At 66.2% G+C, this 25,894-nt stretch carries 27 protein-coding genes and 1 tRNA gene; 12 read left to right on the forward strand and 16 right to left on the reverse strand.

Going from position 1 to position 25,894, the window contains the following annotated elements; genetic code table 11:
• The first annotated feature begins 19 nt into the window (after positions 1 to 19).
• From DFP89_RS08750 to DFP89_RS08765, 4 genes are all read left to right on the forward strand, one after another.
• Positions 20 to 1,102 carry an ABC transporter substrate-binding protein gene (locus DFP89_RS08750; protein ID WP_114349002.1) on the forward strand — a complete coding sequence of 361 codons (1,083 nt, stop codon included), beginning with the start codon at positions 20 to 22 and terminating at the stop codon, positions 1,100 to 1,102.
• A 102-nt stretch (positions 1,103 to 1,204) separates the two neighbouring features.
• A complete protein-coding gene (locus DFP89_RS08755; RefSeq protein ID WP_114349003.1) occupies positions 1,205 to 2,287 on the forward strand; it encodes an ABC transporter substrate-binding protein in 1,083 nt (360 codons plus the stop codon).
• 71 nt (positions 2,288 to 2,358) lie between these two features.
• Positions 2,359 to 3,660 carry an ABC transporter permease gene (locus DFP89_RS08760; protein ID WP_114349004.1) on the forward strand — a complete coding sequence of 434 codons (1,302 nt, stop codon included), beginning with the start codon at positions 2,359 to 2,361 and terminating at the stop codon, positions 3,658 to 3,660.
• A 5-nt stretch (positions 3,661 to 3,665) separates the two neighbouring features.
• Positions 3,666 to 4,619, forward strand: coding sequence for an ABC transporter permease (locus tag DFP89_RS08765; protein WP_114349005.1), 954 nt, complete (start codon positions 3,666 to 3,668; stop codon positions 4,617 to 4,619).
• 54 nt (positions 4,620 to 4,673) lie between these two features.
• Here the strand turns inward: DFP89_RS08765 and DFP89_RS08770 are convergent, their stop codons facing one another.
• From DFP89_RS08770 to DFP89_RS08830, 13 genes are all read right to left on the reverse strand, one after another.
• Positions 4,674 to 5,618: an AEC family transporter gene (locus tag DFP89_RS08770; RefSeq protein ID WP_114349006.1), complete on the reverse strand. Its 945-nt coding sequence runs from the start codon at positions 5,616 to 5,618 to the stop codon at positions 4,674 to 4,676.
• Complete coding sequence (locus tag DFP89_RS08775; protein ID WP_114349007.1) at positions 5,615 to 6,415, reverse strand: MBL fold metallo-hydrolase; 801 nt, start codon at positions 6,413 to 6,415, stop codon at positions 5,615 to 5,617. The genes DFP89_RS08770 and DFP89_RS08775 overlap by 4 nt, the downstream gene beginning before the upstream one ends.
• On the reverse strand, positions 6,412 to 7,209 hold the full coding sequence (locus DFP89_RS08780; protein ID WP_114349008.1) for a TatD family hydrolase: 798 nt from the start codon (positions 7,207 to 7,209) through the stop codon (positions 6,412 to 6,414). Before DFP89_RS08780 ends, DFP89_RS08775 begins: the two co-directional genes overlap by 4 nt.
• Before the next feature lie 11 nt (positions 7,210 to 7,220).
• A complete protein-coding gene (locus tag DFP89_RS08785) occupies positions 7,221 to 8,303 on the reverse strand; it encodes a DNA polymerase III subunit delta' (protein WP_114349009.1) in 1,083 nt (360 codons plus the stop codon).
• Complete coding sequence (gene tmk, locus DFP89_RS08790; RefSeq protein WP_114349010.1) at positions 8,300 to 8,899, reverse strand: dTMP kinase; 600 nt, start codon at positions 8,897 to 8,899, stop codon at positions 8,300 to 8,302. The genes DFP89_RS08785 and tmk overlap by 4 nt, the downstream gene beginning before the upstream one ends.
• Positions 8,900 to 8,908: 9 nt before the next feature.
• Positions 8,909 to 10,057 carry a D-alanyl-D-alanine carboxypeptidase family protein gene (locus DFP89_RS08795; RefSeq protein WP_114349011.1) on the reverse strand — a complete coding sequence of 383 codons (1,149 nt, stop codon included), beginning with the start codon at positions 10,055 to 10,057 and terminating at the stop codon, positions 8,909 to 8,911.
• Positions 10,058 to 10,210: 153 nt separating this feature from the next.
• Entirely contained in the window at positions 10,211 to 10,909 is a 699-nt protein-coding gene (gene lexA, locus DFP89_RS08800) for a transcriptional repressor LexA (protein WP_114349012.1), read from the reverse strand.
• Positions 10,910 to 11,011: 102 nt separating this feature from the next.
• Positions 11,012 to 12,184, reverse strand: a complete 1,173-nt coding sequence (locus DFP89_RS08805; RefSeq protein WP_114349013.1) for a molybdopterin molybdotransferase MoeA — start codon at positions 12,182 to 12,184, stop codon at positions 11,012 to 11,014.
• An 11-nt stretch (positions 12,185 to 12,195) separates the two neighbouring features.
• Positions 12,196 to 12,672: a cyclic pyranopterin monophosphate synthase MoaC gene (gene moaC / locus DFP89_RS08810; protein ID WP_114349014.1), complete on the reverse strand. Its 477-nt coding sequence runs from the start codon at positions 12,670 to 12,672 to the stop codon at positions 12,196 to 12,198.
• A complete protein-coding gene (gene trpC / locus DFP89_RS08815) occupies positions 12,669 to 13,460 on the reverse strand; it encodes an indole-3-glycerol phosphate synthase TrpC (RefSeq protein ID WP_114349015.1) in 792 nt (263 codons plus the stop codon). Before trpC ends, moaC begins: the two co-directional genes overlap by 4 nt.
• A gap of 9 nt (positions 13,461 to 13,469) precedes the next feature.
• Positions 13,470 to 14,126, reverse strand: a complete 657-nt coding sequence (locus tag DFP89_RS08820; RefSeq protein WP_114349016.1) for a uracil-DNA glycosylase — start codon at positions 14,124 to 14,126, stop codon at positions 13,470 to 13,472.
• Complete coding sequence (gene trpD, locus DFP89_RS08825) at positions 14,123 to 15,151, reverse strand: anthranilate phosphoribosyltransferase (protein ID WP_114349017.1); 1,029 nt, start codon at positions 15,149 to 15,151, stop codon at positions 14,123 to 14,125. The genes DFP89_RS08820 and trpD overlap by 4 nt, the downstream gene beginning before the upstream one ends.
• Positions 15,148 to 15,738, reverse strand: coding sequence for an anthranilate synthase component II (locus tag DFP89_RS08830; RefSeq protein WP_114349018.1), 591 nt, complete (start codon positions 15,736 to 15,738; stop codon positions 15,148 to 15,150). Before DFP89_RS08830 ends, trpD begins: the two co-directional genes overlap by 4 nt.
• 137 nt (positions 15,739 to 15,875) lie before the next feature.
• Between DFP89_RS08830 and DFP89_RS08835 the strand changes: the two genes are divergently transcribed.
• The 4 genes from DFP89_RS08835 to trpE all read left to right on the forward strand — a co-directional run bounded on the left by DFP89_RS08835 (position 15,876) and on the right by trpE (position 21,561).
• Positions 15,876 to 16,787 (forward strand): hypothetical protein, encoded by a 912-nt coding sequence (locus DFP89_RS08835; RefSeq protein WP_181870290.1) that lies wholly within the window; start codon positions 15,876 to 15,878, stop codon positions 16,785 to 16,787.
• A 10-nt stretch (positions 16,788 to 16,797) separates the two neighbouring features.
• Entirely contained in the window at positions 16,798 to 17,976 is a 1,179-nt protein-coding gene (locus DFP89_RS08840; RefSeq protein ID WP_114349019.1) for an aminotransferase, read from the forward strand.
• Between the two features lie 142 nt (positions 17,977 to 18,118).
• Entirely contained in the window at positions 18,119 to 20,059 is a 1,941-nt protein-coding gene (locus DFP89_RS08845) for a SurA N-terminal domain-containing protein (RefSeq protein ID WP_114349020.1), read from the forward strand.
• The gene (trpE, locus tag DFP89_RS08850) at positions 20,059 to 21,561 is read left to right on the forward strand and encodes an anthranilate synthase component I (RefSeq protein ID WP_114349021.1); all 1,503 of its coding nucleotides are present in this window, start codon (positions 20,059 to 20,061) and stop codon (positions 21,559 to 21,561) included. The genes DFP89_RS08845 and trpE overlap by 1 nt, the downstream gene beginning before the upstream one ends.
• 230 nt (positions 21,562 to 21,791) lie before the next feature.
• Here the strand turns inward: trpE and gpt are convergent, their stop codons facing one another.
• From gpt to fabI, 3 genes are read right to left on the reverse strand one after another with little or no spacing between them, the layout of a single operon-like run.
• The gene (gene gpt / locus DFP89_RS08855) at positions 21,792 to 22,292 is read right to left on the reverse strand and encodes a xanthine phosphoribosyltransferase (protein ID WP_114349022.1); all 501 of its coding nucleotides are present in this window, start codon (positions 22,290 to 22,292) and stop codon (positions 21,792 to 21,794) included.
• Between the two features lie 13 nt (positions 22,293 to 22,305).
• Positions 22,306 to 22,905, reverse strand: coding sequence for a LysE family translocator (locus DFP89_RS08860; RefSeq protein WP_114349023.1), 600 nt, complete (start codon positions 22,903 to 22,905; stop codon positions 22,306 to 22,308).
• 9 nt (positions 22,906 to 22,914) lie between these two features.
• Complete coding sequence (gene fabI / locus DFP89_RS08865) at positions 22,915 to 23,742, reverse strand: enoyl-ACP reductase FabI (protein ID WP_114349024.1); 828 nt, start codon at positions 23,740 to 23,742, stop codon at positions 22,915 to 22,917.
• An 83-nt stretch (positions 23,743 to 23,825) separates the two neighbouring features.
• Here fabI and pdxH point away from each other — a divergent pair, with 83 nt between their 5' ends.
• The 4 genes from pdxH to DFP89_RS08885 all read left to right on the forward strand — a co-directional run bounded on the left by pdxH (position 23,826) and on the right by DFP89_RS08885 (position 25,857).
• Positions 23,826 to 24,488 carry a pyridoxamine 5'-phosphate oxidase gene (gene pdxH / locus DFP89_RS08870; RefSeq protein ID WP_114349025.1) on the forward strand — a complete coding sequence of 221 codons (663 nt, stop codon included), beginning with the start codon at positions 23,826 to 23,828 and terminating at the stop codon, positions 24,486 to 24,488.
• A gap of 126 nt (positions 24,489 to 24,614) precedes the next feature.
• Positions 24,615 to 25,208 (forward strand): cold-shock protein, encoded by a 594-nt coding sequence (locus DFP89_RS08875; protein ID WP_114349026.1) that lies wholly within the window; start codon positions 24,615 to 24,617, stop codon positions 25,206 to 25,208.
• Positions 25,205 to 25,699, forward strand: coding sequence for a DUF192 domain-containing protein (locus DFP89_RS08880; RefSeq protein ID WP_114349027.1), 495 nt, complete (start codon positions 25,205 to 25,207; stop codon positions 25,697 to 25,699). Before DFP89_RS08875 ends, DFP89_RS08880 begins: the two co-directional genes overlap by 4 nt.
• Before the next feature lie 81 nt (positions 25,700 to 25,780).
• Positions 25,781 to 25,857, forward strand: a tRNA-Pro gene (locus DFP89_RS08885).
• Positions 25,858 to 25,894 lie beyond the last annotated feature (37 nt).

Below are 25,894 nucleotides of genomic sequence, written 5' to 3' on the forward strand. Positions count from 1 at the left end.
AGACCCTGAAGGAGCAAAGATGAAACACACGCTAATTCTGACGACCGCGCTGGTCGTCGTGGCAGCGGGGGCCCAGGCCCAGGACAAGCAGGTGGACCTGCTGTCATGGGGCGGGGCCTATGGCAACAGCCATGTCGAGGCCTATGCCAAGCCCTTCGAGGCCAAGACCGGGATCAAGGTCAATGTCGCCGATGCCGACAATCCCGCCACCCCGATCAAGGCCCAGGTCGAGGCCGGCAATGTCACCACCGATGTCGCCTCGGTCGAATATGCCGATGCCGTGCGCCTGTGCGACGAGGGTCTGCTTGAGGAAATCGACGCCTCGATCCTGCTGCCGGCCGGCGATGGCACCGCCGCCGCCGATGACTTCATCCCCGGCGCGGTCACCGACTGCTTCGTGGGCACGGATGTCTATTCGATGGTGCTGGCTTACGACGACACCAAGTTCACCGACGCCAAGCCCGCAGGTCCGGCCGATTTCTTCGACATGGCGAAATTCCCCGGCAAGCGCACCATGCGCAAGGGCGCCAAGTTCAATCTGGAATTCGCGCTGATGGCCGACGGGGTCGCCCCCGATCAGGTCTATGAGCTGCTGGGCACCCCCGAGGGTGTCGATCGCGCCTTTGCCAAACTCGACACCATCAAGAAGGACGTGATCTGGTGGGAGGCCGGCGCCCAGCCGCCGCAGCTTCTGGCCGATGGCGAGGTCAGCATGGCATTCGCCTTCAACGGCCGGATCTTCAATGCCGCCCAGGGCGAGGGGAAACCCTTCAAGATCGTCTGGGACGGCCAGATCTATGAGATGGAGGGCTGGGTCGTACCCAAAGGTGCCCCCCATCCCGAGGCCGCCAAGGAATTCATCGCCTTCTCGACCGCGCCGGAACAGCAGGCCCGCGCCGCCGAGTTCATCAGCTACGGCCCGCCGCGCAAATCGGCGGCAGCCTTGGTCGGCAATGTCGAGGGTACGGATGTCCCGATGGGGCCGAACCTGCCGACCTTCGCCGACAACATGAAGCTGGCCCTGGGATCGAACCTTGATTTCTGGGTCGATCACGATGCTGAATTGCAGGAACGTTTCAACGCCTGGCTGGCGGCGAAGTGACAAGACGGTCGCGGCGGGGGCAACCCCGCCGCGATGAATAAAGGGCCTGAACGGGCCAAAAGACGGCCGAAAAAGGCCGGAACAATCCAACGGGAGTAAATCATGAAGAAAATGCTGATCCTGACCTCGGCCCTGTGCGGGATGGGTTTTGCGGCACAGGCCCAGAACAAGGAGGTCAACGTCGTCTCCTGGGGCGGCGCCTATGAGAAATCGCAGGTCGAGGCCTATAACATCCCCTTCGCCAAAGAGACCGGGATCAAGGTCAACATGCTGGCCGCCGACAACCCCGCAACGCCGCTGAAGGCGCAGGTCGAGGCCAAGAACATCACCGGCGACGTCTTTGACATCGAAGTGTCGGACGCGATTCGCCTGTGCGACGAGGGCGCGCTGGTCGAGATCAACCCCGCAGACCTGCCGGCCGCGCCCGATGGCACCCCGGCTGCCGATGACTTCATCCCCGGCGCGTTGCGCGAATGCGCGGTGGCGAACATCTTCTGGGGCACGGTCATCGCCTTTGACAAGACCAAGTTCGGCGACAACGCGCCCAAGACTGCTGCGGATTTCTTTGATACCGCGAAATTCCCCGGCAAACGTGGTCTGCCCAAGAACCCGAAACGCACGCTCTATCTGGCGCTGATCGCCGATGGCGTGGCGCCCGACGCGATCTATGACACGCTGGACACGCCCGAAGGCGTCGACCGCGCCTTCGCGAAACTCGACACCATCAAGAAGGACGTGGTCTGGTGGGAAGCCGGCGCCCAGCCGGTGCAACTGCTGGCAGATGGCGAAGTGACGATGGCGACCGGCTATAACGGCCGATTCTTCGACGCCATGGTCGCCGAGGGCAAGCCCTTCGAGATCATCTGGGACGGCCAGTACATGGATCTGGACATGTTCGCGATTCCGAAAGGCTCGCCGAACCCGGAAGCGGCGATGCAATACCTGAAATACGCCACCGACACCCAGCGTCTGGCCGATCAGGCGAAATACATCGCCTATGGCCCGTCGCGGAAATCCTCGGCGGCGCTGGTCGGCCTGTTCCAGGACGGCAAGACCGAGATGGCCCCGCATATGCCGACGAACCCCGAGCATATGAAGACCGCCGTCATGGATGACCCGGAATGGTGGGCTGACCACGACGCCGAGATGGCCGAGCGCTTCAACGCCTGGTTGGCGGCGAACTGATGACGGGCCGCCGCCCGGTCTGAACCGGGCGGCGGCTTTCCGATCAAGCTCTTGCCTGACGAAGGATCAAGATGTCGAACCCGCTCGACCCCCATGCCGCTATCGTCACCGAGGCCGCCGGCCTCGATCAGGGCGGGATGCTGCGCACCGCAGACGGACAACCGCTGGCCAAGGCGCTTGCGCGCAGTTCGCGCCGGGCCCGGCGGCGGGCATTCTTTCTGGTGCTGCCGCTTCTGGCATTCGTGCTGCTGACCTTTGTGCTGCCCATCGGGCAGATGCTGATGCGCTCGGTCAAGAATGACGGCTTTTCGGCCTATATGCCGCAGCTTTCGGCGTGGTTTGAAGCCAATCCCGATGTGACCGAACCCGATGACGCGGCCTGGGCGGCGCTTGCCGCCGATCTTGAGGCCAGCGCCAAGGACCGCACCATCGGCATCGTCGGCACCCGCATCAATTACGAGATTCCGGGCACGCGGTCGCTGTTCACCTCGGCCGGGCGCAAGGCCCGCGGCGGGATCGAGCCGCCCTATCGCGAGGCCATGCTGGACATGGACGAGGAATGGGGCGATCCCAAGCTGTGGGGGGTGATGCGTCAGGCATCCGATCCCTATACGGCGAATTTCTATCTGGCGGCGATGGACCGCACCCGCGACGAGGCCGGAAATATCGTCCTGGCCCCCGAAGAGCAGCGCATCTATCTGCACCTGTTCCTGCGTACCTTCTGGCTGTCGCTGATCATTACCGGCACCACTTTCCTGTTGGGCTTTCCCATCGCGCATCTGCTGGCGACGCTGCCAATGCGGCAGTCGAACCTGCTGATGATCCTTGTGCTGCTGCCGTTCTGGACCTCGCTTCTGGTGCGCACGACCGCGTGGATGGTGCTGTTGCAGCAGCAAGGCGTGGTGAATGACGTCTTTGTCTGGCTGGGCCTGATCGGCGACGGCCAGCGCTTGCAGATGATCTATAACCAGACCGGCACGATCATCGCCATGACCCATATCCTGCTGCCCTTCATGATCCTGCCGCTTTATTCGGTGATGCGCACGATCAACCCGTCCTATGTCCGCGCCGCGCGCAGCCTGGGCGCGACCAGCTGGACCGCGTTCCGCCGCATCTATTTCCCGCAGACCCTGCCGGGACTGGGGGCAGGGGCGCTTTTGGTCTTCATCCTTGCGGTCGGCTACTACATCACGCCGGCATTGGTCGGGGGATCAAGCGGGCAGCTGATCTCGAACCTGATCGCGATGCACATGACGCAGACGCTGAACTGGTCCATGGCCGCCGCCCTGGCCGCGATGCTGCTGGGTGGGGTGCTGATCCTTTACTGGGTCTATGACCGCCTTGTCGGCATCGACAATCTGAAACTGGGATAATCGCCATGGCACTTCCGACCTATGCCTCGACGACGGAAAAGATCTGGCACTACACCTATCTGGTGATCTGTGCGGCGATCTTTTTCTTCCTGATCGCGCCGATCGTCGTGGTGATCCCGCTATCCTTCAACGCCGAGCCCTATTTCACCTTTACCGACAAGATGCTGTCCTTTGATCCCGAGGGCTACAGCATGCGCTGGTATGACAGCCTGCTGACCTTCGGCATGTCGAACCCCGACGCGCCCCGCGACATGAGCTGGTGGTCGGATGCCTGGCAGAACGCGAAATGGATCAAGGCGGCGAAAAGCTCGATCATCATCGGGGTGTTCTCGACCATTCTGGCGACGGTTTTGGGCACGCTGGCCGCGCTTGGCCTGTCGCGCCCCGAGATGCCCTATCGGCGCATCATCATGGCAGTGCTGATCTCGCCCATGATCGTGCCGATCATCATCACCGCGACGGGGATGTTCTTCTTCTACTCGAACCCCTGCGAGCCGCTGACATGGATCGGGCTGAACCCGGAATGCGGCAAGCTGGCGGGCACCTATCTGGGCGTGATCCTGGCCCATGCCACACTGGGCATTCCCTTTGTCATCATCACGGTGACGGCGACGCTGATCGGGTTCGACCAATCGCTGAACCGCGCCTCGGCCAGCCTTGGCGCCAATCCGCGGACGACGTTCTTCCGCATCACCATGCCGCTGATCCTGCCCGGCGTGATCTCGGGGGCGCTGTTTGCCTTTGTCACCTCGTTTGACGAGGTGGTGGCGGTGCTGTTCATCGCCGGCCCCGACCAGCAGACCATTCCGCGCCAGATGTGGAACGGCATCCGCGAACAGATCAGCCCGGCGATCCTGGCGGTGGCAACGCTGTTGGTGATCTTCTCGATTGCGCTTTTGACCACAGTCGAGCTGCTGCGCCGCCGGTCCGAGCGGCTGCGGGGCGTCACCCCGCATTGATCGACTATCATTGGAATGCAGCCAACGCCGCCCCTTTGGGGCGGCGTTTTCCGTTCAGGGCAACACGCTCAGCCAGAACCAGATCGTCAGCACCGACAGCGCCGTCGCGACCAGCACCGCCGAGGCCGCCACCCGTTTCGCCACCCCGTAAAGCGAGGCGAAAAGATAGGCGTTCACCCCCGGCGCCATGCTGGCCGTGACGACCGAGGAACGCATCTCGGCCACGCTGAGATCAAAAAGCTTGCCAAGGCCAAAGGTCACGCCCGGATGCAGCAGCAGGGACGCCACGCAGCACAGCGCAATCGCCCGCATCTCGCCCTCGGGGCGGTAACGGTAAAGCACGCCCCCAAGGGCGAACAGCGCGGCGGGCAGGGCGGCGCTGGCCAGCATCTTGACCGCGCCCCAGAAACCCTCGGGCATGACCAGCCCGGCCTGCGTCAGCAGGTTCATCACCAGCCCGCACAGGATGCCGATGACCAGCGGTGTGTGCAGCACGCCCGACAGCGCCCGCAGCGCCACCCGGCCCACCGAAAGGTTCTGCCCGCGTGCACGGGCGAATTCCATGACCGTGATCCCGAAGGTGTAAAGCAGCGGCGAATGGATGGCGATGATGGTGAAATTGCCCTCAAGCGCGTCGGGGCCATAGGCGCGCTCGGTGATCGGAATGCCCAGCAGCAGCGAGTTCGAGAACAGGCAGACAAAGCCAATGGCGATGGAGTCCTCAAGCGGGCGCTTCAGCCACAGGCGCGCGGCGCCCATGCCGACGCCAAAGGACAGGAACGCCCCGATGTAAAAGGCCAAAAGCAGGAACGGGTCGAAATTCGCCCCCAGATCCAGCTTGGCGATGGCCTGAAACAGCAGGACCGGGACGGCAAAGTTCTGCGCGAAACGCATGATGCCATCGACCGCGACCTCAGAGAGCATGCCGCGCCAGCAGATGACATAGCCAAAGCCGACGACCAGAAAGACCGGCAGGATGACATCGAAAAGCGCGCTCATATCAGCTCGATCCTCAATCCGTCATGGGCGGGGACGATATGGTCGGGCGTTTCGGCCATGACCGTGTCGTAATCCAGATCGATATGCATGTTGGTCAGGATACCACGCTTGCATTGCGCGCGCGCCATCCAGTCCAGCGTCAGTGCCAGATGCGCGTGGCTGGGATGCGGCGTGCGGCGCAGCGCGTCGCAGATGAAGACATCGCAGCCCTCGATCAGCGGCCAGGCATCCTCGGGGATGGTCAGGACATCGGGCAGATAGACCAGGCTTTCCTCGCGCCCGCCGATGCGGAATCCCAGCGCGGGCGTGCCGCCGTGATCGACCTCGAAGGGGGCGAAGTCGATGGGGCCGCCGGCGCCCGTGATCTCGAACGGGCCACGGATTGGGTGCAGGTCGCAGATCGGCGGATAATACGAGCCGGGCGGCGTCTGGAAGATATAGCCAAAGCGCGCCATCAAGGCCTCGGTCGTGGGGGCATCGGCCCAGACCGGGATCATGGCGCGGATGTTGAAGACGATCTGGCGCAGGTCGTCGATGCCGTGGATATGGTCGGCATGCGGATGGGTATAGACGACCGCGTCGAGTTCACCCACGCCCGCATCCAGAAGCTGCGGCACCATGTCGGGGCCGGTGTCGATCAGCACGCGCGTGGTGCCGTCATGGCCGATCCGTTCGACCAGAAGCGAGCAGCGGCGGCGGCGGTTCTTCGGGTTCAGCGGGTCGCATTCGCCCCAGCGATCCCCCAGACGCGGCACGCCCCCCGACGATCCGCAGCCCAGGATCGTCGCCCGGATCATGCGGCGGCCTTGGAAAACAGCCGGTCGAAATTGGCGGTGGTCAGGGCGGCGAACTCGGCCGCCGCCATCCCCAGCGCCTCGGCGCCCGCACGGGCGGTATGGGCGACATAGGCCGGCTCGTTGCGCTTGCCGCGATGGGGCGGGGGGGCCAGATAGGGGGCGTCGGTCTCGATCAGGATGCGGTCGCGGGGGGCGGCGGCGAAAATCTCGCGGATCTCGGTCGAGCGGGGAAAGGCCGCGATCCCCGACATGGACAGGTAAAACCCCAGATCCAGCGCCGCGCGGGCCAGATCCGGGCCGCTGGTATAGCAATGCATGACGCAGTCGAAGCGGCCGGCGCGATGTTCCTCGGTCAGGATGCGGGCCATGTCGGCATCGGCATCGCGGGAATGCACGATCAGCGGCAGGCCGGTCTGGCGCGCGGCCTCGATATGGATGCGCAGGCTTTCGGCCTGAATGGCGGCGCTGTCGGCAGTATAGTGATAGTCGAGCCCGGTTTCGCCGATGCCGACGAATTTCGGATGCGCGGCCAGCGCGACCAGTTGCGCGACGGTGACCGGCGGCTCTTCGGCGGCATACATCGGGTGGATGCCGGCGGCGTAATAGACCTCGGGGAAGGTTTCGGCGATGGCGCGGACGCGCGGCTCATTGCCCATGCGGGTGCAGATGGTGACCATGCGGGTGACGCCCGCCGCCCGCGCCCGCGCGACCAGATCGGCCTGCTCTCCATCGAAATCAGGAAAATCCAGGTGGCAATGGCTGTCCACCAGGTTCAGAGGGGGATGTTCGGACATGCGTGTTCCCGTCAGGTCGCGGGCTGGTTGGCCAGCCCGATCAGCATATCCAATACCAGCGCCGAGGCGTCAAGATTGACCGCCCGCCCGCTGCGCGCCCGTGCCGACAGCTCGGCCTGCGCATTGGCCCAGATCCGGGCCGCCGACGGGTCGGGGGATAGCCGGGTCAGCACCCCGGCCTCGCCCTCGGCGGCCTCGGGCAGGGGGGCGCCCATCAGCCCGGTGCGCGCGGCCCGGGTCAGAAAACGGTCCAGAAGCGTGATCATCAGATCGAAGGGATCGCCATCGGCGCCGGCGCGCCCCGCCGCCATTTCGGCTAAGGTGGCGGCGGTGCGGCGGTCCATGCGCGGATATTCGGCGAACAGCTGGATGATGCGCGCATAAAGCGCCAGCCCGTCTTGTCCGGCCAGACGCAGCGCCTCGCCAACCGAGCCGCCGGACAGGGCGGCAAGCTGCGCCGCGTCATGATCGACGCCCAGATCGGCCAGCACATGGCCCATGTCCAGCGGGGTCAGCGGGTGCAGGCGCAGTTCGCGGCAACGCGAGCGGATGGTCGGCAAAAGCCGCGCTGGCTGATGCGCGACCAGCAGGATCGTCGCGTCATGCGGCGGCTCCTCCAGCAGCTTTAGCAACGCATTGGCCGAGGCCTGGTTCATCTCGTCCGCCGCATCGATGATGGCAACGCGGCGCCCGCCCTCGGCGGCGCTTAGATGGAAAAAGCTTTGCAGCCGGCGGATTTCATCGACGGTGATTTCGGCGCGCAGGCGCTGGGTCTTTTCGTCGACGGGGCGGCGCACCAGATGCAGGCGCGGTTCCGATAAAGCACGGATGCGGCGGATCACCGGGGCGTCGGGATCGGTGCGCAGATCGTCGCTGGTCCCGTCCGAAAGCAGCCATTTGGCGATGGACCATGCCAGCGTCGCCTTGCCGGTGCCGCGTGGGCCGCTGATCAGCCAGCCGTGATGCAGCCGATGCGCGCGGGCGGCGCTGACGAAATCGGCCACCGCGGTGTCCTGACCCACAACCCGCAGAGCCTCACGCGGATGCGGGGCACCGGGAACCCGGTCGGGTTCGGGAAGGGTCTCGTCGCTCATGGCAGCGCGGCAAGGACGCGGGCGGCGACCTCATCCTCATCGCCTGAGCCGTCGATCAGCCGGATGCGGTCGGAGTTTTCAGCGGCCAGTGCGTGAAAGCCGTCGCGCAGCCGGCGCTGAAAGTCCAGGCCCATGCCCTCGAAGCGGTCCTCATTGCCGCCGCGCGCCTGACCGCGGCTCAGCGAGATTTCGGGGTCGATGTCGATGATGAAGGTCAGGTCGGGCTCGATGCCGATCATCAGCCGGTGCAGGTCATCGACCAGGGCGCGCTGTTCGGCCCGGGCGGCGCCCTGATAGACGCGGGTCGAATCGGCGAAACGGTCGGTCACCACCCAAGCGCCCCGGGCCAGGGCCGGGCGGATCAGCCGTTCCAGATGGTCGCGGCGGGCGGCGGTGAACAGCAGAAGTTCTGTTTCCGGGGACCAGCGTTCGCTGCCGCCCTCGACCAGAAGGCGGCGGATTTCCTCGGCGCCGGGGCTGCCGCCGGGCTCGCGGGTCAGGACGGTTTCGGTTCCGCGCTCTGCCAAGGCGCCGGCGAGACGCCGCGCCTGCGTGGATTTTCCGGAACCGTCGATACCCTCGAAACTGATGAACATGGGCCGGGGCTAGTTCATGACCGACTGATAGGCACGTTCGCCCAGCCGGAAGGCCGCGCTTTGCAGCCGGCCGATGACGCCCGCGCGCGGCACGTCCACCGAGGCGTAAAGCGGCAGGCGCGACTGGCCGGCGCCGGGGATGTCCACGAGCAGATCGCCCAGCTTGTCACCGGCGGTGATCGGGGCCTCGATCGGGCCCTTGAACACCGCCTCGGCGGTGATGCCCGATTGCGCGCCGGCCGGAATCAGAACCTTGACGCCATCTTCGGTGGTCAGGCCGATCTTGCCTTTCTTACCCAGCCAGACCGGGGCTTCAGCGACGATTTCACCCTTGGGGACGATGGTGCGCATGGTGAACTGGCGATAGGCCCAGCTGACGATGCGCTCGGACTCTTCGGCGCGGGCCTTGTCGCTTGGCAGGCCCGAGATCACGAAGATTACCCGGCGATCACCCTGAATGGCCGATCCGACCAGCCCGTAGCCCGCCTCTTGCGTATGGCCGGTCTTGAGGCCATCCGCCCCGATCCCCAGTCCCAGAAGCGGGTTGCGGTTGTGGCGGTTCGCGGGCGCGCGATTGTCGAAACGCCATTCCTCGATGGCGAAGTTCTTGTAATATTCGGGGAAATCCTGAACCAGATGCTGGGCCAGCACGCCCAGATCATGCACCGACATGCGGTGGCGCGGATCAGGCCAGCCCGAGGCATTGGCAAAGGTCGAATTGGTCAGCCCCAGCGCCTTGCCGCGTTCGGTCATCTGGCGGGCAAAGGCCTCTTCGGTGCCGGCGAGCCCCTCGGCGACGACGACGCAGGCGTCATTTCCTGACAGCACGATGATGCCCTTGATCAGCTCCTCGACGGTGGGGCGGTCCTGTTCGTTCAGGAACATGGTCGAGCCCTGCATCTGCCGCGCCTTGGTCGAGACGGGCAGGCGGGTGTCCAGTTGCAGACGCCCCTCTTTCAGGGCCTCGAAGAGCATATAGACCGTCATCAGCTTCGACATCGAGGCCGGCGGCAAGGGCTCGTCGGCGTTCTTTTCCATCAGCACGGTGCCGGTCGCCACGTCATAGACCCAGGCGGCGCGCGCATTGGTGTCGAAAGCCCGCGCCGGCAGCGCGGCGAGCATGACCAGAGCGAAGATGCGGAACGTCAGAGCGCGCATGGATAATCCTTGACCTGTCGCGTTTGACACATGGTTAACCCAGCGGCTGCCGGCCCGCAACGCCGCTTGGGTGCAAGTGTCGTGCAAGTGAAGGGCTGTGGTTGTGCCGCCGCGTCGCATCGTGCAGGCACGACGCCCGGGCAGCACGCGCCATCAATAGCTGCGGATCAGCCCGACCAGACGGCCCTGCACGCGGACCTTGTCCTCGGGCAGGACGCGGGTCTCATAGGCGGGGTTTGCCGCCTCAAGCGCGATCATGCCGCCCTTGCGGCGATAGCGCTTCAAGGTCGCTTCGTGCCCTTCGACAAGGGCCACGATGATGTCGCCGTTATCGGCGGTCGACTGTTCGCGGATGACCACGACATCGCCATCGTTGATCCCCGCCTCGATCATGGAATCGCCTTTGACCTCAAGCGCGTAATGGCGGTCCTGACCGGCCAGCATCGAGCCGGGAACGGCGATGTGATGCGACACCTCGGAGATCGCTTCGATCGGGACGCCAGCGGCGATGCGGCCCATGACCGGCAGTTCCACCGCCGAGACCGAGATTTCCAGCGCACCGCGCGGCAGCGGGGCGGGGCGTTCGGGGGCGCTGCCCTCGATCACCCGCGGCTGAAAACCGGTGCCCTTGCTGAGGCTGTCAGGCAGGCGGACGATTTCCAGCGCGCGGGCGCGATGCGGCAGGCGGCGGATGAATCCGCGTTCTTCAAGGGCGGTCACGAGGCGATGAATTCCCGATTTCGAGCGCAGATCCAGTGCCAGCTTCATTTCGTCGAACGAGGGCGGCACCCCGTCGCGGGCCATGCGCGCCTGAATGAATTCAAGCAGCTGGATTTGCTTTTTGGTCAGCATCGTTGATCCCTGCTCTGCTGCGAGTGCCATCATGTTCCTTGAATGTTCTAGCGGACTCAACCCTTTGCGTCAATCTTTATGACGATTCGGGTAAAGAAGCCGTTAAAGCGCCAGGAACGTGACCTGTTCGCCGGCCTTGCGGGCCGGGTCATGGGCGGGCCGGACCAACAGTGCATCGGCCTCGGCCAACAGCCACAGCCGGGCACTGTCCTGGTCAGTGAAGGGGTTGATTTCGGGCAGACCGGTGCCGGGGCGCAGCTTGGCGCGGTGATTGTGCTGACGGTCGCCTTCGGGGGGCAGGTCGCGGGTCAGCACGGCCTGCGCCAGATCCGGGCCGGGCGGCAGGCCCAGCATGGCGCGGATCAGAGGTTGCATGAAAAGCTTCGCGCAAACAATTGCTGATACAGGGTTTCCCGGCAGACCAAGCATGGCCGCGCGGCCCAGCCGCCCGGCCATCAACGGCTTTCCGGGGCGCATCGCCAGCTTGTAGAAGGCACGTTGCATGCCCAGCCCCTCGGCAACCTTGCCGATCAGATCGTGATCGCCGACCGAGGCGCCACCTATGGTCACGATCAGGTCGGCGCCCTCAGCCTCGGCAAAGCGGTCGCGCAGCGATTCCTCGGTGTCGCGGGCCAGGGGCAGGATGAAGGGATCGGCGCCGGCCGCGCGTGCCATGGCCGCGATGGCAAGGTCGTTCGAGTTGATGATCTGGCCCGGCGCGGGCTCGGCACCGGGGCGGATCAGCTCGTCGCCGCCGGCCAGTACGGCGACGCGCGGGCGGCGCAGCACCGTGACGCGCGGCAGGTTCATCGCAGCGATCAGCCCAAGATCCGAGGGGCGCAGCGGCCGGTCGGGCAGAAAGCCGCAGCCTTTCCGGAAATCATTGCCCTGACGGCGGATATGGCGGTTTTCGCCGGCATTGGTGACGGTGATCGTGTCGCCGTCACGGCTGACGATTTCCTGCATGACGACGCGGTCGTAATCGGCGGGGACCGGGGCGCCGGTAAAGATGCGGATGGTGCTGCCCGGGGGCGTCGCGCCCGTATAGGGCTGGCCTGCGGCGGCGGTGCCGACGACCCGCAGCGGCCCCGGCAGATCGGCCGAGCGCAGCGCATAGCCGTCCATGGCCGAGGCGTCAAAGGGCGGCTGGGTCAGCTGCGCCACGACCGGGCTGGCCAGCGCGCGGCCAAGCGCATCGTATAGCGGGATATCCTCGGTCCCGGGCGAGCGCGCGAGGCCAAGGACAAGGGCGCGGGCGTCGTCGACAGTGATCATCAGGTCCCCCTTCAGGGCGCGGCACGGAATTCGCCGGATTTGCCGCCGGTCTTGACCAACAGACGGATGCCCTCGATCCGCATGTCCTTTTGCGCCGCCTTGAGCATGTCATAGACGGTCAGGCAGGCGGTCGAAACGGCGGTCAGTGCCTCCATCTCGACGCCGGTGCGGCCGGTGGTCCGGACGGTGGCGGTGACGCGGATACCGGGCAGGGCGGGGTCGACGGCCAGATCGACCGAGACCTTGGCGATGGGCAGCGGGTGGCAAAGCGGGATCAGGTCCGAGGTGCGTTTCGCGCCCATGATCCCGGCCAGCCGGGCCACGCCCATGACATCGCCCTTGGCCGCGCCACCCTGCGCCAGCGCCAGCGTTTCGGGGGACATCACGACCAGCCCCTCGGCCACGGCCTCGCGCGTGGTCTCGGGCTTGGCCGAGACATCGACCATATGCGCCTGACCCTGCGCGTCGAAATGCGTCAGCTCGCTCATGCCGGCAGGCCCAGGATCTCGCGGGTGGCGCGGGTGACGTCGGCCTGCCGCATCAGGCTTTCGCCGATCAGAAAGCGGCGGATGCCGGCATCGCCCATGCGGTTCAGGTCGTCGGGCGTGAAGAGGCCGCTTTCGCAGACCAGATCGCGGTCCTTGGGGGTATGGGGCGCCAGTTCAAGCGTGACTTCAAGACTGACCTCGAAGGTCTTGAGATTGCGATTGTTTACCCCGATCAGCGGCGATTTCAGCCGCAGCGCGCGGTCCAGTTCCTCGCGGTCATGGACCTCGATCAGCGCATCCATGCCCCAGTGCAGGGCCGCGTCCTCAAGCTCGGCGGCAAGCGTGTCGTCGACCGAGGCCATGATGATCAGGATGCAATCGGCGCCCCAGGCGCGGGCCTCGGCCACCTGATAGGTGTCGTAAAGGAAATCCTTGCGCAGCGCGGGCAGGTCGCAGGCGTCGCGCGCGGCGGTCAGGAATTCCGGCGCGCCTTGAAAGCTGGGCGCATCGGTCAGCACCGACAGGCAGGCCGCGCCGCCCGCCTGATAGGCGCGGGCCAGCGTTGGCGGGGCGAAATCGGCGCGGATCAGCCCTTTCGAGGGGCTGGCCTTCTTGATCTCGGCGATCAGGGCGTGGCCGGTCCCGGCCTTGGCGGCAAGCGCCTTGGCAAAGCCGCGCACGGGGCTGGCGGCGCGGGCCTCGGCCTCGACGCCCGCAAGCGGACGGGCAGCCTTGGCGGCGGCGATTTCTTCAAGCTTGTAGGCTTTGATGCGGTCAAGAATATCCATGACGCGGGTTTAGCGCGCGGCGGCGCTTTCGGAAAGAGCCCAGTCTATGGGCATATCGCCACGGGCGCGCAGCCAGTCATTCACCCGGCTGAAGGGGCGCGAGCCAAAGAACCCCCGCCGTGCCGACAGGGGCGAGGGATGGGCGGTCTCGATCACCAGATCCTGCGGGCGCGGCAGGCCCGCCAGCGCCTTTTGCGCATGCGCCCCCCACAGGATGAAGGCCAGGGGGCGCGCGGCCTGCGCGCGGGCGACGGCCTGCCGCGCCAGCCGGTCCCAGCCCCATTTCGCATGCACCCCCGCCTGACCCGGCAGCACCGAAAGCGAGGTGTTCAGCAGCAGCACCCCTTGCCGCGCCCAATGGCCGAGGTCGCCATTCGCGGGGGCGGTGCCCAGATCGTCCCGCATCTCGGCATAGATGTTTTTCAGCGAACGCGGCAGCGGCGTTTCCAGCGTGACCGAAAAGGCCAGCCCGTTCGCATGTCCCGGCGTCGGATAGGGGTCTTGTCCCAGAATGACCACGCGCGCGGCCTCGGGCGGCGTCAGGGCCAGCGCGGCAAAGACCCGCTCGGGGCCGGGCAGCCAGTCCTGATCCCGCAGCCGGGCGGCGATGGCCGGCCAGTCATCGCGGAAAAAGGCCAGATCTGCCCAAGCCTGAGGCAGGCTCATGCCTCGGGCGCGCCGACTTGCGCGGCCAGCGCGTCCAGTTTCGCCTGCGCGGCACCGCTGTCGATAGCCTCGGCGGCGATCTCGGCGCCCTCGGCCAGATTGGCGGCCTTGCCGGCGATCAGCAGCGCGGCGGCCGAGTTCAGCAGCACCGCATCGCGATAGGCGCCGGTTTCGCCCGCCAGCAGCGCGCGCAGCGCGGCGGCGTTCTGGGCCGGATCGCCGCCAAGGATCGCGTCAAAGGAATGCAGGGGCAGGCCGGCATCCTCGGGCGAAATCTCGAATTCGGTGATCTCGCCATCCTTCAGCGCGGCAACCCAGGTCGGGCCGGCAATCGAAATCTCGTCGGTGCCGTCGCTGCCATGGACGATCCAGACCGATTCCGACCCCAGCTCGCGCAGGGTTTCCGCCATGGGGCGGTTCCAGATGCGGTCGAAGGTGCCGGTCAATTGGCGGCGCACGCCGCCCGGATTTGTCATCGGCCCCAAGAGGTTGAAGACCGTGCGCGTGCCCAGCTCTGCCCGCGCCGGCCCGACATGGCGCATGGCGGGGTGGTGCATGGGCGCCATCATGAAGCAGATGCCGGTCCGGGCCAGCGCCTGCTCGGCAAGTTCCGGCGTCGCCATCACGTTCAGGCCCAGATGGGTCAGCGCGTCGGCCGAGCCTGATTTGGACGACAGGTTGCGGTTGCCATGCTTGGCCACCGGCACGCCCGCGCCCGCGACCACGAAAGCCGTGGCGGTCGAGATGTTCAGCGTGCCCTTGCCGTCGCCGCCGGTGCCGACGATGTCCATGGCGTCCGCAGGGGCCTTGATGCGGTTCATGCGGGCGCGCATGGCGCGGGTGGCGGCGGCGATCTCGTCAACGGTTTCACCGCGCACGCGTAAGGCCATCAGCAGCCCGCCGATCTGGGCGGGGGTGGCGGCGCCCTCGAACAGCGCGCCGAATGCCGCCTCGGCCTCGGCCCCGGTCAGGGGACGGGTGGCGGCAATGCCGATCAGCGGGCGGATATCGGTCGCGCCGCTCATGCCGCGCGGTCCAGATTGGTGCAGCGGCGCAGGAAGTTGCGGATCATGTCGTGGCCATGTTCCGAGGCGATGGATTCGGGATGGAACTGCACGCCCTCGATCGGCAGGGTCTTGTGAACCAGCCCCATGATGGTGCCATCCGCCGTGGTGGCGGTGACGCGCAGGCAGTCGGGCAGGCTCTCTGGCTCGACCGTCAGCGAATGGTAGCGCGTCGCCGTCAGGGGCGAGGGCAGGCCGGCAAAGACCCCGGTGCCGTCATGGCTGACCGCATCGGTCTTGCCATGGACGATGCGACTGGCGCGCACGACCTTGCCGCCAAACGCCTCGCCGATGGCCTGATGGCCCAGACAGACGCCGAACAGCGGGATCTGGCGTTCCGCCGCCGCCCGGATCAGCGGCACGATGATGCCCGCATGCGCCGGATCGCAAGGCCCGGGCGAGATGACGATGCCCTGCGCCTGCATGGCCAGCGCCTCGTCCACCGACAGCACGTCATTGCGGCGCACGACGACTTCGGCCCCGGCCTCGCCCATGTAATGAACGAGGTTCCAGGTAAAGCTGTCGTAATTGTCGATGAGCAGGATCATGGTGGTGCCTTGCATTGGGGGGTGAACCCCGGAAAATCTGGGGCTATAGATGTGCTAAAGCCCGGCAGTGGGTCAAGCCCGGCAGGCAAGAAAAACAGGCGCGGACGCGTTGGAGAATCGGCAGGACAGGGCGAGGCATGGCAAAGGGATTCGCGGCAGGGTTGATCCAGGGCACCGTGGTTTGTGGCGCGGCGCTGGTGGCATTGTCTTTGGCGCTGCCGCAGCCGCCGCGCCCCGATCAGGTCGCAGCCCTGCCCGGGGCGGTGCCGGAAAGCGCGGCTGTTTCCCCCCCGGCCGAGCCGGTGCCGGCCGAAACGGCCGCGCCCGAACTGCCGCCCGAAACCACAGCTGCTGAAGCTAAGGCCCCCGAAGCCGCGCCCGAAACCCCGTCCGAAACCGCGCTGGCCGCCGCGCCCGAAGCCGCTCCGGCTGAACCCGACGCCGTGGCACCGGGGCCGGCGACCGACTCGCTGCTGGTTCCGGCCGGATCGGAGTTCGCCCGCAGCACCGACATGCGGCCACAGGTCCCGGCCCCCCTGGCCGAGGCGCCGCGCGTGGCGGCGGCCCCCACCGTCGCGCTGCCCGCTGACGAGCCTGCCCCCGCCACCGCCGAGCCGGACCGCCTGCGTCCCGAGGCGCGCGGCGAGGCCCCCGCCGCCCCGGCGCTGGCCGCCCCGGAAAACGATCCGATCGACCTGCCGGAGCTGGCGGGCGAGGCACCGATTCCCGTGCCGCCGCCCGGAAAGGTGGTGGTGCCGGGTCTTGACCGTGCCCCCGGCGGCCCGGTCCTTTTGCCCGACAGTACCCCGGTGGCCCCGGTGGCCCCGGTGACTTCGGTCGCGGCGGCCCCGGAACCCGCGCCGGAACCGGCCCCCGAAGCGCCAGTCGAAACGCCCGCCGAACCCGAACTGGCCGTCGCGCCCCAACCGGCGCCGATCCCGGTTGCGCAGCCGGTCGCCGCCCCGGCGCCCTCGGATCCCGCTGCGCCGCGCGTGGCCCCTGATCTTTCGCTGCCCCCCGATTTCGGCGCCCTGCGCCTGACCGAATAGGAGCTCGGCCATGTCCTTGCCGCTGAACCCCGCGCTTGCCTCGACCTCTCGGCCGCCCGTGATGGAGGCGCGGCGCTGGCTGGAAGGGGTCAGCTTTCCGCCCGAACGTCCGCTGATCAATATCAGCCAGGCCGCGCCCGTCGATCCGCCGCCCGAGCCCTTGCGCCGCGCCATGGCCGAGGCGGCGCTGAACCAGCCCGACGCGCATTTCTATGGCCCGGTGCTGGGCCGCTCTGAACTGCGCGAGGCTGTCGCCCGCGACTGGAGCCGCGCCTATGGCGGCCCCATCCGCCCCGATGAGGTCGCGATCACCCAGGGCTGCAATCAGGCATTCTGCGCCGCGATCCAGACGCTGGCCGGGCCGGGGGATGAGATCATCCTGCCGCTGCCGTGGTATTTCAATCACAAGATGTGGCTCGACATGCAGGGCATCCGCACCGTCGGGCTGCATTGCGGGCAGGGCATGGTCCCCGATGCCGAGGCGGCGGCCGGGCTGATCACCGACCGTACCCGCGCCATCGTGCTGGTCAGCCCCAACAACCCCTCGGGTGCGGAATATCCGGCCGAGACCCTGCGTGCCTTCTACGATCTGGCGCGGTCGCGCGGCATCGCCTTGATCGTCGACGAGACCTATCGCGATTTCGACAGCCGCGAGGGCGCGCCGCATGATCTGTTTGCCGATCCCGACTGGGGCGGCACGCTGATCCATCTTTACAGCTTCTCGAAAGCCTACCGGCTGACCGGGCATCGCGTCGGCGCGCTGATCGCCAGCCCCGCCCGCATGGTCGAGGTCGAGAAGTTTCTGGACACCGTCGCCATCTGCGCCGCCCAGATCGGCCAGATCGGCGCAGCTTGGGGCATGGCCAATATGGGCGACTGGCTGGCCGGCGAACGCGCCGAGATCCTCGCCCGCCGCACCGCCATGGCCGAGGGCATGGCGGCGCTGCCGGGCTGGCGGGTCAAGGGCTGCGGCGCCTATTTCGCCTGGGTCGAACATCCCTATGACATGGCCTCGCCCGAACTCGCGCGGGAGCTGGTCCACAAGGCGGGGCTGCTTTTGCTGCCCGGCACCATGTTCATGCCCGAAGGCGATCCCGAGGGCGCGCGCCATGTCCGCATCGCTTTCGCCAATGCCGATCAGGCCGGCATCGCGACCATGATGCAGCGGCTGGCGGCGTTTCGCCCCTGAGGGGAAAGCGCCGCCTTGCCCCGGCTTCAACCGGAATGTGAGGGGTGGGGGGCAGGGGCCGGAATGCGCGGCACTTGCCGCCGTCGCCCCGGCACCCTAAACACTTCGCCGATGACAGACTGAACAGCGGGGCGGCACCAAGATGCGCGGCAAGGGCAAATCGACCATCGTGTGGTTGCTGATGGGGATGCTGATCCTGGGATTGGGCGGCTTTGGCGTGACCAATTTCTCGGGCGGGACGGCCGATATCGGTACGGTCGGCGAGGTCGAGATCTCGGCCAATGACTATGCCCGCACGCTGCGCGCCGAAATGCAGGAATTCTCGGCCCGGACCGGGCGTCAGCTGAGCGCGGCCGAGGCCAAGGCCATCGGCGTCGATCAGGCGGCCTTGGCGCGGCTTTATACCGCCGCCTCGCTGGAATCCGAGGCGCAGCGCCTTGGCGTTTCCGTGGGCGACAAGGCGGTGCTGGACCAGATCTCCGCCGCCCCGGCCTTTCGCGGTCTGGACGGCAAGTTCGACCGCGCCGTCTATGCCGACACTTTGCGCCGCGAGGGTCTGAGCGAGGCCGAGTTCGAACACGACCTGCGCATGGACGAGGCGCGGCTGATCCTGCAGCGCGCGACGCTGGCCGGTGTGACCGCACCCGCGCCGGTGACCGCGCTGACGCAAGGCTGGCTGCTGGAGACCCGCGACATCCGCTGGAGCGAGCTGACCGCCGAAGAGCTGCCCGCGCCCGTGGCGCTGCCCGATCAGGCGACGCTTGAGGCCTGGCATCAGGCCAATGCCGACCGCTTCACCGCGCCCGAGATCCGCAAGATCAGCTATGTCTGGCTGGTGCCGGAAATGCTGGAAGACAAGGTCGAGGTGGACGAACAGGCGCTGCGCGACCTTTATCAGGACCGCATCGACGAATTCGTCCAGCCCGAACGGCGCATGGTCGAGCGGCTGGTCTTTCCGACGCAGCAATCCGCTGACGAGGCCAAGGCCCGTCTGGACAAGGGCGAGCTGACCTTTGAACAGCTGGCCGGCGAACGCGGGCTGGCGCTGACCGATATCGATCTGGGCGAGGTCACCCAGGCCGATCTGGGCGCGGCGGGTGAGGCGGTCTTTGCGCTGGACCAGCCCGGCGTCGCCGGACCCGCGCCCTCGGAGCTGGGGCCGGCGCTGTTCTCGATGAATGCGATTCTGGAACCGCTCAACGTGCCCTTTGAACAGGCGCGCGACGACCTGCGGGTCGAGGCGGCCGTGGACCGCGCCCGCCGCCAGATCGAGGACCAGTCGGGCGAGTTCTCGGACCTGCTCGCCGGCGGTGCCACGCTGGAGGACATGGCCAAGGAAAGCCCGATGCAGCTTGGCCAGATCGACTGGAGCGCGAGGCTTGAGGCCGAGCCGGAAAGCATCGCCGCCTATCCCGAATTCCGCGAACACGCCGCGCAGGTCAGCGAACGGGACTTCCCCGAGCTGATCACGCTTGAGGATGGCGGCGTCTTCGCGCTGCGTCTGGACAAGATCGAGCCGCCGGCGCTGATCCCCTTTGCCGAGGTTCGCGACCGCGTGGCCGAGGACTGGCTGCAGAACGAAACCCATCGCCAGCTGCTGGCCCTGGCCGAGGAGCGCCATGTCGCTGCCGAGGCAGCCGCCGCGCCGGCCATCGAGGCCGTCCCGTCGGCGGCGACCGACCCGGTCGCCATGGCCGCTGGCGCGCTGGAGCCCGCCGCCCCTGAGGCGGTGCCCGTGGCTCCCGTGCCCGAACCGGCCCATGTCGCGACCGCGTTGACGCGGGGTGGCTTCATCAACGGCGTGCCGCAGGATCTGGTGACGCAGGCCTTCGAGATCGCCGAACCCGGCGTGACCGAGATCGTCGATGCCGACAACCGGGTGTTTCTGGTGACGCTGGATGCCATTCACCCGGCCGCCACCGATGACGACGAAGCCAGGCAGGTCCGCGATGGCATCGAGGCCCGGCTGAGCGATGCGATGCGTCAGGACGTCTTTGATTACTTCACCCGTGCGCTGCAGGCGCAGGCGGGCGTGACCGTGAACCAGACCGCAGTCGATGCGGTCAATGCACAAGCGCAGTGATGGACATCTCTCCTGAATTTTCCGCCTTTGAGGCGGGCTGGGCGGCGGGCCGCAACCAGCTTCTGACCATCCGGCTGGCCGCCGATCTGGACACGCCGGTCAGCCTGATGCTGAAGCTGGCCGAGGCGGCGCCGAATTCCTTCATGCTGGAAAGCGTGACCGGCGGCGAGGTCCGCGGCCGCTATTCCTTTGTCGGCATGAAGCCGGACCTGATCTGGGAATGCCGCGACGGCAAGGCGCGGATCAACCGCAATGCCCGCTATAGCGAAGATTTCACCGCCGAGGACCGCCCGGCGCTGGACAGCCTGCGCGCCCTGATCGGCGAATCCCGCATCGACATGCCCGAGGGCGTTCCGGCCGGTGCCGCCGGGCTGTTCGGCTATCTGGGTTACGACATGATCCGGCTGGTCGAGCGGCTGCCCGACATCAACCCCGACGCGCTTGGCCTGCCGGACGCGGTGCTGCTGCGCCCCTCGGTCGTGGCGGTGCTGGACGGCGTCAAGGGCGAGGTCGCGCTATGCGCCCCGGTCTGGCATCAGGACGGCCTGCCGGCCCGCGCGGCTTACGCGCAAGCCGCCGAGCGGCTGATGGAGGCGCTGCGCTCGCTTGACCGCCAGCCCAGCGAGCCGCGCGCCCTTGGCCATGACCTCAAGGTCGGCGAACTGCGCAGCAACTTCACCAAAGAGGGCTATCTGGCCGCCGTCGAAAAGGCCAAGGATTACATCCGCGCCGGCGACATCTTTCAGGTCGTGCCGAGCCAGCGTTGGGCGATGGATTTCCCGCTGCCGCCCTTTGCGCTTTATCGCAGCCTGCGGCGCACCAACCCCTCGCCCTTCATGTTCTTCCTGAATTTCGGTGGTTTCCAGATCGTCGGCGCCTCGCCCGAGATCCTCGTGCGCCTGCGCGGCGGCGAGGTGACGGTGCGCCCGATCGCCGGCACCCGCCCGCGCGGCGCGACACCTGACGAGGATAACGCGCTTGAGGCCGACCTGCTGGCCGACCAGAAGGAACTGGCCGAGCATCTGATGCTGCTGGATCTTGGCCGCAACGATGTCGGCCGGGTGGCCAAGATGGGCACGGTAACCCCGACCGAGAAATTCATCGTCGAGCGCTACAGCCATGTCATGCATATCGTCTCGAACGTGGTGGGTGAGCTGCGCGAGGGCGAGGACGCGCTGTCGGCGCTGCTGGCCGGCATGCCCGCAGGGACAGTGTCCGGCGCGCCAAAAGTCCGCGCCATGGAGATCATCGACGAGCTCGAGCCCGAAAAGCGCGGCGTCTATGCCGGCGGCGTCGGCTATTTCGCCGCCAATGGCGAGATGGACATGTGCATCGCGCTGCGCACCGGCGTGATCAAGGACCAGAAGCTGTATATCCAGGCCGGCGGCGGTGTCGTCTATGACAGCGATCCCGAGGCCGAGTTCATGGAAACCGTGAACAAAAGCCGGGCCTTGCAGCGCGCGGCCGAAGAGGCGGCGCGGTTTGTCAGGGGGAATGGATAGGGCGGGCATTCCGGCCGATCTGACCTTTGCGGAAACTGCCGTAAGACTCGCGCAAGTTAAACCGCGATTTCGGGTGCTGAACCGATCCAAACCCGATGGTCGCTGTACAGCCTGCGCACGCGCGGTGTACGGGCTCTGCAGAAAAAACCCCAGCATTCGTTGGGGTTTTCGTGTTTCCAGACAGGTCCGAGACTTGCGCAACGCGCGCAGCTGTCGCGCGGAGCTAGCCCTCAATCCTCGCCGCGATAGGGCTGCACATATTGCAGCGCCATGTCCCAGGGGAAGAAAATCCACGTATCCTGCGAAACCTCGGTCACATAGCTCTGCACCATCGGCTTGCCCTTGGGCTTGGCATAGACGGTGCCGAAATGCGCCTTGGGATACATCTCGCGGATCAGCTCCAGCGTGCGGCCGGAATCGACCAGATCGTCGATGACCAGAATGCCCTCGCCATCGCCCATCAGCGCGTCATCGGGCTTTTTCAGCACCTGCAACTGGCCCTGTCCGGCATCAGAGCCGACGCCCTTGTAGGACTTGACCGAAATCGTGTCGATGGTGCGGATGTCCAGCTCGCGCGCGACGATCATCGCCGGCACCAGCCCGCCGCGGGTGACGGCCAGCACCGCGCGCCATGCGGTCCCGTCCAGCCGCCAGGCCAGCGCCCGCGCGTCGCGGTGCAGCTGGTCCCAGCTGACATGGAAACCCTTTTCATGAGGCAGACGGTCGTTCATCGCAGCGGTCCTTTCAGTGTTTGACGATCAAGAGCAGGCCAAGCGCGGCCATGGCCAGCGCTGCCGCCCGGTCGATCCAGAATTTTGCGGCAAAATAGCGTGAGCGCATCGTGGCTGTCGACATCAGAACGGCGACGGTCGAATACCAGAACAGCTCGGTCGCAAGGCAGATCGCATAGATCAGCCCCTGCCGGGCCGGGCCCATCGGCTCGGGGAACACCGACAGGATCAGCGCGGCATAAAACAGCGCCGGCTTGGGGTTCGAGAGATTCAGCGCGATACCGCCCCAAAACCCCTTGGCGCCGGTCGCGGCCTCGGGCAGCGGCTGGGTCGAGGCCTTCCGCAGCGCCCGGGCGAACCACAGCAGGTAAAACCCGCCGAATATCTTGAAGCCGACATAAAGCGAGGGGTGCAGCTTGAACAGCACCGCCAGCCCGCCAAGCGCGAAGATGCACCAAAGCGAGGCGCCGGTGGCCAGACCCAGCGCATAGGGCAGGGCGCGCTCGCGGCCATGGGCGAAGGCGGTCTGGACCGTCGCGATGATCGACGGCCCCGGGGTCAGGATCGCCAGCGACAGCGCCGAGACAAGCGCAATGACCTGCTCGACGCTCATCGGGGGTGATCAGTCCTTTTTGGTCGTGGCGATATCGGGGGCATCGACGGCCTTCATGCCGACGATGTGATAGCCCGAATCAACGTGATGGGTCTCGCCCGTCACACCCGAACCCAGATCAGACAGCAGGTACAGCGCCGATTTGCCGACATCCTCCTGGCTGACATTGCGGCGCAGCGGCGAATTCAGCTCGTTCCATTTCAGGATATAGCGGAAATCGCCGATGCCGCTGGCGGCCAGCGTCTTGATCGGGCCGGCGGAAATCGCGTTGACACGGATGCCGTCCTTGCCGAAATCCTCGGCCAGATAGCGCACCGATGCCTCAAGCGCGGCCTTGGCCACGCCCATGACGTTGTAATGCGGCATCACGCGCTCGGCCCCGTAATAGGTCAGCGTCAGCATCGAGCCGCCACGGGGCATCATCGCCGCCGCACGTCGCGCCACGGCGGTGAAGGAATAGACGGAAATGTCCATTGTCATCAGGAAGTTGTCGCGCGTCGTCTCGGCATAGCGGCCGCGCAGCTGGTCCTTGTCCGAGAACCCGATGGCGTGGACGACGAAGTCGATGCTGTCCCAGCGCGTGGCGATGGTGTGAAATAACGCGTCGATCGAGGCCTCGTCCGCGACATCGCATTCGGCCAGGAAATCCGACCCGATCTGCGCCGCCAGCGGCTCGACCCGCTTCTTGAGCGCGTCGCCCTGATAGGAAAAGGCCAACTCGGCCCCTTGATCCGCCAGCGCCTTGGCAATGCCCCAGGCAATGGATTTGTCATTCGCCAGACCCATGATAAGGCCGCGCCGGCCCTTCATCAGCCCCATACCACCGTCACTTGACATGCTGCTGCCCCTTGCGCTTCTTCGGTTTTCAGCAGGATTAGGACAACTGCAAGGAGGCATCAAGTGTCGGTGATTGTTTGGCTATGACGGATCGCAGCGGAATCTTTGCCGGGGACGATCCATTTGCCATCGCCCGGGACTGGCTGGCCGAGGCCGGACGGACCGAACCCAATGACCCCAATGCCATTGCGCTGGCGACCGTCGATGCTGCCGGATTGCCCGATTGTCGCATGGTGCTGCTGAAAGAGATCGAGGGCGCCGGCACCGACGGCGCCTTTGTCTTTTATACGAATTACGAAAGTGCGAAGGGTATCGAGATCGAGGCGACCGGAGTTGCCGCATTCGTGATGCACTGGAAAACCCTGCGCCGACAGATTCGCGTGCGCGGACTGGTCGAGCGGGTCGAGGCCGGGCAGGCCGACGCCTATTATCATTCGCGGCCGTTGCAGGCACGTATCGGCGCCTGGGCATCGCGCCAAAGTCAGCCCCTCGAGAGCAGATCCTATCTAATGGCCGAGGTTGCGCGGCAAGGTATCAATCATGGGTTGAACCCGCGCCGTCCGCCGCATTGGGGAGGCTATCGCATCCGTCCGATCGAGATCGAATTCTGGGCGGATGGTGCTTTCCGTCTGCATGACAGGTTCCGCTGGTCCAGACAGGACTATCTGTCTGATAACAGGGCAATGTTGAAAAAATCTGCCGATGTTACGCAAAGTTTGTGGGTTGTGACGCGTCTTAGCCCTTGATGCGCGTGATGTATTTATCCATGGTATGGAAAACCTGACCCCTTCGATACCCGCCCTGTTCAGTTCAGGCGGCAGATCGTGGGGGCGCGGTTTGTTTCTGGCCTCAGACGGGACGACGGAAAAGAGATGCAAGAGGACGACGAGCAACAGCGCAAGGTCGCGGGCGTCGTGAAATGGTTCGATGGTAGCAAGGGCTTCGGTTTCCTGACCGATCCCGAGGGCGGAGCAGATATTCTGCTGCACGCCAACGTGTTGCGCAATTTCGGTCAAAGTTCGGTTGCCGAAGGCTCACATGTATCTGCCATGGTCCAGCGAACGCCGCGAGGAATGCAAGCGGTCGAGGTGCTCTCGATCGAGCCGCCGGCCAGCGAGCCGATGCCGGCCATCGCCGATCTTTGTTCGGCCACGCCCGAAGAGGTGGCACTCTTGCCGCTGCTTCCGGCACGGGTGAAGTGGTTCGACAAGGCCAAGGGTTTTGGCTTTGCCAATGTCTTTGCCCAAAAGGCGGATGTGTTCCTGCATATCGAGGTTCTGCGGCATTCGGGCTTTTCCGATCTGGCCGTGGGTGAGGCCATCGCGCTGCGCGTCGTTGACGGACGCCGTGGCATGATGGCGGCACAGATACTTTCATGGGAAAGGGCAGCCGCCGAGGCGCGTATGGCGCAGCCGGGGGGGGCAGCCGCGCTCGCTAAACTGCGGCTGGTCGCGGGCGCGGTATGAACTGCCGGACCCCGGCGCTTGCGCTGGCATGGGTCCTTGTCGCTGGCTCTCAGGTTGCTGAGGCCAAATGTCTTGCTGATCGCGCCATCTTTCAGGGGCGCGATCGGGTAATCGAGATTGCCGTCGAAATCGCCGATGATCCCGCCGAGCGGGCGCGCGGCCTGATGTTCCGGCAGGAACTGCCCCAGGGCCAGGGCATGCTGTTCGTCTATGAACACCCCCAGCCAGTCAGCTTCTGGATGCGCAACACGCTGATTGCGCTGGATATGGTCTTCATCGATGCGCGGGGCGAGGTGCGTCATGTCCATGACATGGCGCGGCCTTTGGATGAAACCGCGATCCCCGGCGCGGCGCCGGGTGATGCCGCGCCCGAGCGGCTGATGGTGCTGGAGCTGCCGGGCGGCGACGCGGCGCGGCTGGGCCTTGTGCCCGGAATGATCCTGTCGCATCCGCTTTTGCCGCAAGGCACGGCGCTGGCGCCCTGCGGCTAGCGCTCCTTTCCCGCACGGTTTGGCGGCAGGCGCAGTTTTCGCTTTTCCCCCGCGACTTCAACCGCTAGACAGCCTGTGGTTCGGGGCGTAGCGCAGCCTGGTAGCGCGACGGTTTTGGGTACCGTAGGCCGGAGGTTCGAATCCTCTCGCCCCGACCAGCACTTAGCCTAGTTTCATGTGGTCCGTTTTACAGGT

This window comes from Paracoccus lutimaris (genome assembly GCF_003337565.1).
Taxonomy (GTDB): Bacteria; Pseudomonadota; Alphaproteobacteria; order Rhodobacterales; family Rhodobacteraceae; genus Paracoccus; species Paracoccus lutimaris.